Source organism: Azospirillum sp. UFLA03-27 (assembly GCF_059803775.1).
In genome coordinates this window covers 1-9863 of sequence record NZ_JAUQTX010000243.1, presented here as the reverse complement: position 1 = coordinate 9863, position 9863 = coordinate 1, and the positions used below count along the sequence as shown (strand labels likewise).

The following is a 9863-nucleotide window of genomic DNA, read 5'->3' as shown; positions in this document are numbered from 1 at the left end:
GGCCCGCCTACGCCAGCTCTGGGGGCGCTTCGGCGGGCCGGTTCTCCTCAGCTACACCACGTCTTGGGACACGATCTGGTTGCGCGCACCTACACGGGCCGAGAGGACTTCCTCAGCAACGTGATCCGGCCCTTCGGTGCCCGCATGGCCAGCCGTTTCGTTCCGGAAATCCGGAATCTCTATGCTGACGGCGACACGGTGATCGTGCATTTCGATGCGGAAGGAACGGCCCGCGATGGCCAGCCGTATCGCAACAGTTACGCGTGGTTCCTTACGCTGCGGAACGACCGGATCATCAAAGCGACCGCGTTCTTCGACAGCATCGTGTTCAACGATTTCTGGCAGCGCGTGACGCCGACGCAGTAGCAGAGCAGTTGTCCTGCCCACCGCGCGGCAGGCGCATCAATTGCCGCGTGGCGGACGTTCCTACTGCGGAGACGGCGAACCGACGCATGAGGCGTGTTCGCCGCCGAAGCGCGCGACAAGCGTATCGATCAATATCCGGACCTTTCCCAAAACATGGGGGCCGGGAGGTCGCAAAACGTAGAGACCATGTTCTGGCATGTCGTAATCGAGAAGGAGCGCTTCGAGCCTTCCGCTCGCGATGAACTCTGACACGAGGAACAACGGAACGGCGGCGACCCCAAGCCCCGCAATCGCCCACTGCACGATGGCATCCCCGCTGTCGGTCCGTAGGCGCCCTTCTGGGCGAACCGACAGCCATTTTTTACCGGAGCGGAACCGCCACTCCGTCTGTACCGCGCCGCTGTAGATCAGACATTCATGGGTGGTAAGGTCAGCCGGCTCGTCCGGTCGGCCGTGTCGCCCGATATACTCCGGGCTGGCGACCAGCACGGCTCGGACCGGCGCGATTCGGCGCGCCACGAGGCTGGAATCGCGCAGCGTGCCAATGCGGACCGCGGCATCGAAACGCTCGCCCATCAAGTCGGCAATCCGGTCGCTGTAGGACACATCCATGGCGAGCCTGGGGTGGAGCCGGGCCAAGTCCGCCAGGACTGGAGCCATGTGATGGACGAAAGCCGCGGGCACGGAAAGGCGCAACCGCCCGATCATCCCACCCCCTCGTTGAGCGACGGAGTCACGCGCGTCCTCCAAATCCGCCAGAATCCGCTCGCACCGCGCTTTGAACTCGAGACCGGCATCGGTGGGGCTGATGCCACGCGTGGTGCGGCTGAGAAGGCATGTTCCAAGTTCGGCTTCGAGCCGCGCCATCCGCCGGCTGAGGATCGACTTTGAAATGCCCAGACGATGCGCCGCCCGGTTGAAGCCGCCACTGTCGACGATCTCGACGAAGCTCTTCAGGTCCGCGAACTCTGGCATGCCGGTGTTCCCAATCAGGCAACAGTCTGGGCGCATTTAAGGCCATTCTGGCCCTCCAGGTGAACCGCTAACTTGGACCGGTCGCCATCGTCGGATGGCTCAAGAGGTCCAAATCCATGTCCACAGTTCTCGTCCTTACCAGCAGCGTTCTTGGCGCAGCGTCCGTTTCGAACCGCCTCGTCGAAGAGGTCGTTGCACGTCTACGCTCGCAGGAACCCGATCTTCACGTCATCGCCCGGGATCTTGGCCGCAATCCGCTTCCCCACCTGACCATTGATGCCGCCGTCGCGCTGCGGGGCGGTGATCCGGCCAACGCCGATCAGGCGGAAGCCCGCGCTCTTTCGGACAATCTCGTTGCCGAGCTCAAAGCGGCCAATACGGTGATCATCGGTGCGCCGATGTACAACTTCGGCATTCCGTCGACCCTGAAATCATGGTTCGACCATGTGCTGCGCGCCGGCGTCACGTTCCAGTATTCCGCCAGCGGCGCGGCGGGGCTGCTCACGGAAAAGCGGGCAATCGTCATCGAGAGCCGGGGTGGTCTGTACAGCGAAGGCCCGGCGCAGGCGATGGACGCACAGGAGCCGCATCTTCGAGCCTTGCTTGGGTTCATGGGCATCACCGACGTCACATTCATCCGCGCGGAACGGCTGGCTTTGGGGGCGGAAGCTCATGAACAGGCCATCGGTGCCGCGCGGGCGCGGATCGTGCAGACCGTATAGCAAGCGCCAACGCGGCGCCAGAAGGGTGGGACCGGCGGGCGGCTGTGGCGGGCTTCGACGGTACACTGCTGACCACCGCGACAGTGGTCGCCCTCCGCCTGCGTCTGTTCGAGCGGTACTGAGCCGGCATCCCTGCAGCGAACCGGATCAGGGCGGGCACTCGGCGCCGGTCTCGATCCAGGCGGCGATCAACGCGCCGAAGGCGGCCTGCGTGCCCGGTGCCGGACGGCGGCCTTCGCCGGGATGCCAAGCCCAGGCGACGAGATGATCCTCGGCCAAGTGCGTGTGGATCTGGGCAAGACTGCGGCCGCCGTTGCGGGCCGGGTCCTTCAACTGCTGGCAGATCCCGCCGAGGGTCAGCCCCTGCCACGCCATGCTGGCCGGCGCCAAAAGCCATGGCGTGGCGCCAGGAACGGAGCCGATGCGGCTGCCGACAAGGGTGGTGTTCTCCGTCCGGTGGCAGGAGTTGCAGTTCAATCCGGGCTGACCGAACCCGGACTCCCCGGCCTGCATGAACGGAGCGTGCGGGCGCATCGCATCGCCCTGGGTCGGCTGGCGGTCGGCCGGGTGGCAGTTCATGCAGCGGGGATCAGTGAGAACCTTGGCCGCTTCGGTGAAGAGCGCGCGCGAGCGGGACGCGGGATCTCCGGTCGGGACGATCTCGGCGGGGCTTTTCAGGCCGCGCCCGAGATCGGTGGTATCCGCTCGGGCGGTGCCGATGGCAGCGGCCAGGGCCAGGGCGCTCACGGTCACGGCGGGAAGGATGAGACGGGCGATACGTCGCATGGTCATGCCCTCCTCAGCCGGCTGCTGTCGATCGGCAAATTGCGGAGCCTTTGTCCGGTCGCCGCGAAGATTGCGTTCATCACCGCCGGGGCTACGGGCGGCGTGCCCAGTTCGCCGACGCCGCCCGGTGCCTCGGTGCTCGGCACGATATGGACGTCGATCCGGGGGCACTCGTTGATGCGCAGAACTGGCGAGTCATCGAAATTGCCCTCGACGATGGCGCCGTCGGCCACGGTCAGACGGCCATAGAGCACCGCGCTCAGGCCGTAGACGATCCCGCTCTCCACCTGCTGCTTGAGGATCACCGGATTGATGACCTGCCCACAATCGACGGCGCAGACCATGCGGTCGATCCGGACGGTGCCGCCCGGTGTCACCTGAACGTCGGCGACCAGGGCGGCGAAGCTTCCGAAATCAGCGATTACCGCCACGCCGCGTCCGCGCCCCGGTTCGAGCGGCGTTCCCCACCCGGCCCGCTCCGCGGCAAGGTCGAGCACCGCGCGCAACCGCGGTGTTCCGGTGAGCAGGCGCCGCCGATAGATCACAGGGTCCTGGCCGGCAAGATGGGCCGCCTCGTCGATGCCGCATTCGATGGCTGGGGCGTTGCGGGTCGGGCCGACGCCGCGCCAGTTGCCGGTCAACATGCCCTCCGGCGCTTCGTGGCGGACGTACTCGACGCGCTTGTTGGGGATATCATAGGGTCCCTCGGCGCCGCCAACGATGTCGAGATCGATGCCGTCCTTGAAGAAGGCCGGCAAGAAGCGCGCCATGATCGCTGGTCCGACGACGCGGTGGCGCCACGACACCGGCAGCCCATCGGGGCCGAGCGTGAGGTGCAGCCGACTGAGGTTCAGATAGCGGAAGGAGTCGTGACGGATGTCCTCCTCACGGCTCCACACCACCTGCACGGGTCCGTCGACCTGCTGGGCCACGCGGGTCGCCAGGGTGATGCCGTCATAATCGAGGCGCCGGCCGAAGCCGCCGCCGAGCAGGTGATTGTGGACCACCACCTTCTCCACAGGCAGGCCAGTGACCGCCGCCGCCGCTTGGCGGGCCCGCCCGGCCACCTGGGTCCCAACCCAGACGTCGCAGGAGTCTTTGCGCACATGCACGGTGCAGTTCATCGGCTCCATCGCCGAATGGGCGAGGATGGGCAACCGGTACAGGGTGTCAAGGCCGCGAGCCTGTGCCGCCTCCGCCGCGGCCACGTCGCCGGCCTCATGGGCGACCAGAGCCGCCCCCGCCATGGCGGCGTCGGCGCGCCGCTCCAATTCCTCGGTGGTCAGGCCGCCGTTCGGCCCGGCATCCCAGGTGATGCGCAGCGCCGCCAGCCCCTTGCGGGCCGCTCCGGTGTGGTCGGCGACCACTGCGACGGCATCGCTCAGTCGGACCACCTGCCGGACCCCCTTGACGGCGAGCGCCGCACTGTCGTCCACCGCCTTCAGCGTGCCCCCAAAGGTCGGGCAGATGGCCAAAGCCGCGAACTTGACCCCCGGTGGGTGGGCGTCGAGCCCGAAACGGGCGGTTCCGTCCACCTTCTCCGGCGAGTCGATGCGGGGCAGCGCTTTGCCGATCAGGGTGAAGGCCGAGGCCGGCTTGAGCATCACGGTTTCCGGAAGCGGTTCCCGCGCGGCGGCGGCGGCCAGTGTGCCGTAGGGAGCGCTGCGTCCACTCTCGGGGTGCCGCACGACCCCGGCTTCGGCCTTGCAGGAGTCAGCGGACACGCCCCATTGCCGCGCCGCCGCAGCGACCAGCATCGTCCGTGCCGCTGCCCCGGCCTGGCGCATGGGTGTCCAGAAACCGCGGATGGTGACCGAACCACCGGTGATCTGGTCGCCAAGCAAAGGGTGGGCGTAGCGCGCCGGGTCGGCCGGCGCCGGCACGGCCCGGATCTGGTCCAGCGGCACCTCCAACTCCTCGGCGATCAGCGTAGCGATCGCAGCGTAGACACCTTGCCCCATTTCGGCCGATGGCACGATCACCTCGATCGCCCCGGCTGGCGGAATGCGGATGAAGGGAGTGAGGGTAGCATCGCCAACCGTCGCCGCTTCGGCCGCTGTTCCACCTTCATTTTGTGCGGCGACCCCGGCGGGGCACAGCCCGATCACCAGGGCGCCCCCCACAGCGGCGGCAGAGATGAGGAAGCCCCGGCGGGAAAGCGGGCTGGCGGGAGGCGAGGACAGTGTGTTCCGGTTAGCCATGGCCATTTCACAGATTCTCCTCGCTGACGATGACGCCGGAGGCGCGCTTGATGGCGGCACGGATGCGCGGGTAGGTCCCGCAACGGCAAATGTTCCCGGACATCACCGCATCGATGTCCTCGTCGTTGGGCTGTGGGTTGACGGCCAGCAAGGCCGCCGCCGCCATGATCTGCCCGGACTGGCAATAGCCGCATTGAACCACTTCTTCGGCCAACCAAGCGCGCTGGACGCGCGCGCCTTCGTCGGTTTTACCGACCGCCTCGATGGTGGTGATGATGGAGGAGGAGGCATCCGCAACGGTGGTGACGCAGGACCGCACAGCCTGCCCGTCGAGATGGACGGTGCAGGCGCCGCACATGGCGATGCCGCAGCCGAACTTTGTGCCGGTCAGACCGAGAACGTCGCGCAGCACCCATAACAGGGGAATGTCTCCATCCACATCGACCGTGTGCGTCATACCATTGACGTTAAGGGTGTGGGGCATGGTCGGAGGCTCCCTTGCGATGCGCTGTTGGTGCGATGTTCGGCCGTGCTTGCGATGTCCTGGTGCGGTGGCTGCCCGGCGGTCGGTCAGGCAGAGACGGGTCGGTTTGCGGTCTCAACCTTAGGCAGCCGGAACTGAGCAGACCGACTTAAATGGTGTGAAAATGTGTGAGGCGCGCCGATGGGGGGCGCGCTATCACAAAGGTGAGGCTGACTTTACAAAGGTGAAGTTGCCGTTTTGGTCCCGTACGATATGATTTTGCACCACCGCCGGAGGGCGGGGACGGCCGGAGAGCGCCGGGGGTACCATGGGGGATTTCGGCGGGAGCCGGTGTGACGTGGAACCATGTCCGGCTGCTGGATCACAGTCGGCACGCAACGCGCACGTTCCGGGGGCACCCGCGATTTCGCTGGGTCGCGCCATCCAGGCTCCCAGTCACGCCGTTGACCTGGGCGAGATCGTCTTCGGCCCTTATCGGCTGTTGCCGCAGGCTCGCAAGCTCTACCGTGGCGATACGATGGTGCGCATCGGCAGTCGGGCCATGGATCTGCTGATCCTGCTGGCCACACGGGCGGGAAGGACCCTGACCAGCGAAGAACTGATGACCGCCGTCTGGCCCGGCATCCACGTCGAGCGCAACACATTGCGGGTCCAGATTGCCGCACTGCGCAAACTGCTCTGCGTCGAGCCGTCTTGTCTGGACTGCATCGTCACCGTAACAGGGCGCGGTTATGCGTTTGCCGTGCCATCGGTGTCCACCACTCCGCTCCGCCCGCTCTCCACCGCGCCGGAGGAGCATGATCTGTCGCCGCCCCAACCGGCGCTTCCGCTGACGCGGCTGATCGGCCGTGACGCGCTGGTCACCGAGGTCGGACGACAAATCGGCGCTCATCGGCTGGTCACGCTGGTCGGGCCCGGCGGCGCCGGCAAGACGGCAGTGGCAATGCGGGTCGCTACCTTGGCGGCGGGCAGAGGGGAGGAGGTGGTTCCCGTCGATCTGTCGCCGCTGCCGGACGGTGAACTGCTGGCCGCCGCCGTGGCCGGTCGGCTCGGTCTGCCGGGCAATAGCCTGAACCCCACGGCGACGATCCTGCGCTACCTGTCGGACCGGCGCACCTTTCTGCTGCTCGACACCTGCGAACATCTCGTCGCTACCGCGGCGCGCTTCGTCGAGGCGGTTCTGGCGGTGGCACCGGGGGTCCGCATTCTTGCCACCAGCCGAGAGGCGCTGCGTGTTGCGGAGGAACAGATTCATCCGGTGCATGGCCTACCGTCGCCGGTCGCCGGCCAAGTGGCACCGGCCGACGCGCTGACCTTCCCGGCGGTGCGGCTGTTCATCGAACGCGCCGGCGCGGCCTCCGCCGGTTTGCGCTTCGGTGCGGCGGAGGCGCCCATCCTGGCGGACATCTGCCGGCGCTTGGACGGGCTGCCGCTGGCCATCGAACTGGCTGCGGCCCTGGTTCCCCATTTCGGTGTCGCCGGTCTTCTGCAGGCGCTTTCCGATCGCTTCACGCTGCTCACCAGCGGTTACCGCACGGCACTGCCCCGCCACCAGACCTTGCTGGCGACGGTGGAATGGAGCTATCGCCTGCTAGATGAGGCGGAGCGGAGGGTCTTTCGTTGCTTCAGCGTGCTCCGCGGCGCCGTCGCCTGGGATGACGCGGTTGCCGTCCTTTCCTTCGATGCCGCCGACGCCGCCCCCGTGAAAGGTCTGCTCCAGCGGCTGGCTTCGAAATCGCTGATCGAGGTGACGCCCGACGGGCTTGGCGTCCGCTGTCGCATGCTCGACACCAACCGGGCCTTCGCCTGGGCGGAGTTGGTCGCCAACGGCGAACAGGATGCCGCGATGGCACGGCATGCCGAGCATTGGACGATGCGGTTGGAGAACTGGACGCCGGAGCCGGCGGACGGCGCTTCACAACGGACAGGCTGGGAGGCGATGCTCACCAACGTCCGTTCGGCGTTGCGCTGGTGCTGGTCGACGGAGGAGGGGCAACCGCTTGGCGTGCGTCTTACCCTCGCCGCCGTGCCGCTGTGGACCAACCTGTCGCTGATCGCCGAAACCATCGAGGCCGTCGGGCACGCACTCGGCGCCATCCCGCCGGGTGATCCCACGCGGCGGCGCGACGTGATGCGGCTTCACGCCGCGCTGGGCGGCGCTCTGATGAACATCGACGGAGCCGGCGAGCGCGTGCAAGCCGCCTGGAGTACCGTGCTGGCCATCGCCGAGGATCTGGGCGACCGCGAGGCACGGCTGAAGGCGCTGTGGGGGCTGTGGATCGACCGGCGCAATCAGGGTGACGCCCGTGGAGCGCTGACGATCGCCCAAACCTATGCGAGCCTGTCCAGCGGTGTCGACGATCCGCTGTTTGCCATCCTCGGCGATCGGATGCTTGGCGTCTCACACTTCTTTGTCGGACGGTTCGCAACGGCGCGCGGCAGCATCGAACGCATGCTCGCGCGCAGCGGAACCATTCCCCGTTCGGCGCAGATCGCCGCCTTCCAGTTCGACCAGTCGGTCGCCGCCCGCTGCTTCGAGGCGCAAATCCTGTGGCTGCAGGGCTTCCCCGAACAGGCGCGCGCCGTCAGCCGGCGCAACGTCGAGGATGCGGTGTCCAGCGACCATGCCGGCAGCATCAGCTATGCCCTGTCGGAGGCGGCCTGCCCGATCGCTCTGCGCAACGGCAACCTCGAAGAGTTGGATGGCTTCGCCGGTCTTTTGATGGCCCGCACCAAGGGCGCAGGGTTGGCCATCTGGCACACGCTCGGCCGCTGCTACGAGAGCTTCCTCCTGATCGGTCACGGCCGGCGTGACATCGGCCTGCGTCAACTGGCTGAGGTCTTGGGCGAGTTGCGCCACATCCGACATGGACCGCTTCTGACGCATATGCTTGGGGAGTATGCGGCGATTCTGATCGACGCCGGCCGCCCTGTTGAGGCCGAGCGGGCCCTGCGTGAAGCCTTCGGCCGCCTGCGCCGGAATGGTGAAGGGTGGTGCTCGGCCGATTTGAAGCGGGTGCGTGGTGAACTGGCAGCGCGGAATGGCAACCCGGTGGAGGCGCGGCGCTGGTTTGAACGCGCATTGGCCGAGAGCCGACGGCAAGGCGCGCTTGCCTGGGAATTGCGTGCCGCGACGAGCTTCGCCGGGCTTCTCCGCGATCAAGGAGACACGGCCGGAGCGACCACGACATTGTCCGACGTGCTCGGGCGGTACGGCGAAGGCTGGGGGACGCAGGATCTCCGCCGGGCTCGCTCCCTGTACGACGAGGTAACGGTGTGTTCTTCGATCGCGGCTATTCGATCCGGGTAGACGGCACGTGGTCCTTGATGCCGGCGAGAATGACGCAACGCACGGTGAGAGCACATCTAATTCGGGAAATGGGGACCAAATTTCCCGTTCAGGAGCCGCCGTCGCCCCGTGAGCGGAAGAGCTTTTCGGTGACGTTGTTGCGCCAGCGGTCGCGCGAGCGCAGGTAGCGCCGGGCCACCTCGGTGGACTTGTGGCGGGTCTGGCGCATGATGTCGTGGAGTTTGCGCCTCCTCCTCGGCCGCCGCGGTGGCGAGGCCGGCGCGCAGAGAATGGCCGGAGAAGCGCTCCGGCTCGGGCAGGCCGGCCCGGACGGCGCTCTCCTTGACCAGCCGGTTCACCGCCTTGTCGGACAGTGGCTTGCCGGTGACGGCGTTGTCACGGCGACGGTGGCGGTTCACCAGTTATGGCGGTATCTTCCCTGGATGCCGCCGCCCTCGTACGCCCGCCACCACTTCCCACCCGCGCTCATCCAGCATGCGATCTGGCTGTATCTGCGGTTCACCTTGAGCTACCGCGACGTCGAGGAACTTCTGGCTGAACGCGGTGTGGAGGTGAGCTACGAAACGGTCCGGCGCTGGGTTCTGAAGTTCGGCCCGGCCATCACTTGCAACCTGCGACGCCTCCGGCCGAGACCCAGCCCGCGCTGGCATTTGGACGAGATGGTCGTAAAAATTGGCGGGCGGTCGATGATGAAGGCGAGGTCCTGGAGGTGCTCGTCCAGCGTCGGCGCGACAAGGCTGCGGCCCTCAAGCTGATGCGCAAGCTGCTCAAGAAGCACGGCTTCGCACCCACCCAGGTCACCACCGATAAGCTCCGCTCCTACGGGGCCGCCTTCCGCGAGATCGGTCTGACGGCCCGCCATGAACAAGGCCGGCGACGCAACAACCGGGCCGAGGTCTCGCACCAGCCGGTCCGGCGACGCGAAAGGAAGATGCAGCGCTTTAACAGGGTGCGGAAAAACGAACATATTTCGGCCTTTTGCCTCTGTTGAGGATAAAAATGCGGGTTTCAGCGGGCGA

General features: G+C 66.9%; 7 protein-coding genes and 1 pseudogene. 4 read left to right on the top strand and 4 right to left on the bottom strand.

The genetic code is table 11. The features are described 5' to 3' along the window. A partial coding sequence (locus Q4I23_RS26350) for a nuclear transport factor 2 family protein (RefSeq protein WP_498528174.1) occupies nt 1–366 on the top strand: 366 nt, incomplete at its 5' end. Between the two features lie 60 nt (nt 367–426). Here Q4I23_RS26350 and Q4I23_RS26345 read toward each other — a convergent pair. Continuing rightward, nucleotides 427–1341 carry a LysR family transcriptional regulator gene (locus Q4I23_RS26345; protein ID WP_498528173.1) on the bottom strand — a complete coding sequence of 305 codons (915 nt, stop codon included), beginning with the start codon at nt 1339–1341 and terminating at the stop codon, nt 427–429. Nucleotides 1342–1457: 116 nt separating this feature from the next. Here Q4I23_RS26345 and Q4I23_RS26340 point away from each other — a divergent pair, with 116 nt between their 5' ends. Further along, a complete protein-coding gene (locus tag Q4I23_RS26340) occupies nt 1458–2063 on the top strand; it encodes an FMN-dependent NADH-azoreductase (RefSeq protein ID WP_498528172.1) in 606 nt (201 codons plus the stop codon). Nucleotides 2064–2210: 147 nt separating this feature from the next. Here Q4I23_RS26340 and Q4I23_RS26335 read toward each other — a convergent pair whose 3' ends face one another. Genes Q4I23_RS26335 through Q4I23_RS26325 form a run of 3 tightly spaced genes read right to left on the bottom strand, consistent with a single transcriptional unit; the run spans nt 2211 to nt 5534 of the window. Next, complete coding sequence (locus tag Q4I23_RS26335; RefSeq protein ID WP_476960231.1) at nt 2211–2855, bottom strand: hypothetical protein; 645 nt, start codon at nt 2853–2855, stop codon at nt 2211–2213. Then, the gene (locus tag Q4I23_RS26330) at nt 2852–5050 is read right to left on the bottom strand and encodes a xanthine dehydrogenase family protein molybdopterin-binding subunit (protein WP_498528171.1); all 2199 of its coding nucleotides are present in this window, start codon (nt 5048–5050) and stop codon (nt 2852–2854) included. Before Q4I23_RS26330 ends, Q4I23_RS26335 begins: the two co-directional genes overlap by 4 nt. 7 nt (nt 5051–5057) lie before the next feature. After that, nucleotides 5058–5534 (bottom strand): (2Fe-2S)-binding protein, encoded by a 477-nt coding sequence (locus Q4I23_RS26325; RefSeq protein ID WP_498528170.1) that lies wholly within the window; start codon nt 5532–5534, stop codon nt 5058–5060. A 307-nt stretch (nt 5535–5841) separates the two neighbouring features. Here Q4I23_RS26325 and Q4I23_RS26320 point away from each other — a divergent pair, with 307 nt between their 5' ends. Together Q4I23_RS26320 and Q4I23_RS26315 are read left to right on the top strand one after the other, a co-directional pair. Then, nucleotides 5842–8844 (top strand): ATP-binding protein, encoded by a 3003-nt coding sequence (locus Q4I23_RS26320; RefSeq protein ID WP_498528169.1) that lies wholly within the window; start codon nt 5842–5844, stop codon nt 8842–8844. A 422-nt stretch (nt 8845–9266) separates the two neighbouring features. Then, nucleotides 9267–9793, top strand: a pseudogene (locus Q4I23_RS26315) (IS6 family transposase); the annotation flags it as partial. Between the last annotated feature and the right edge of the window lie 70 nt (nt 9794–9863).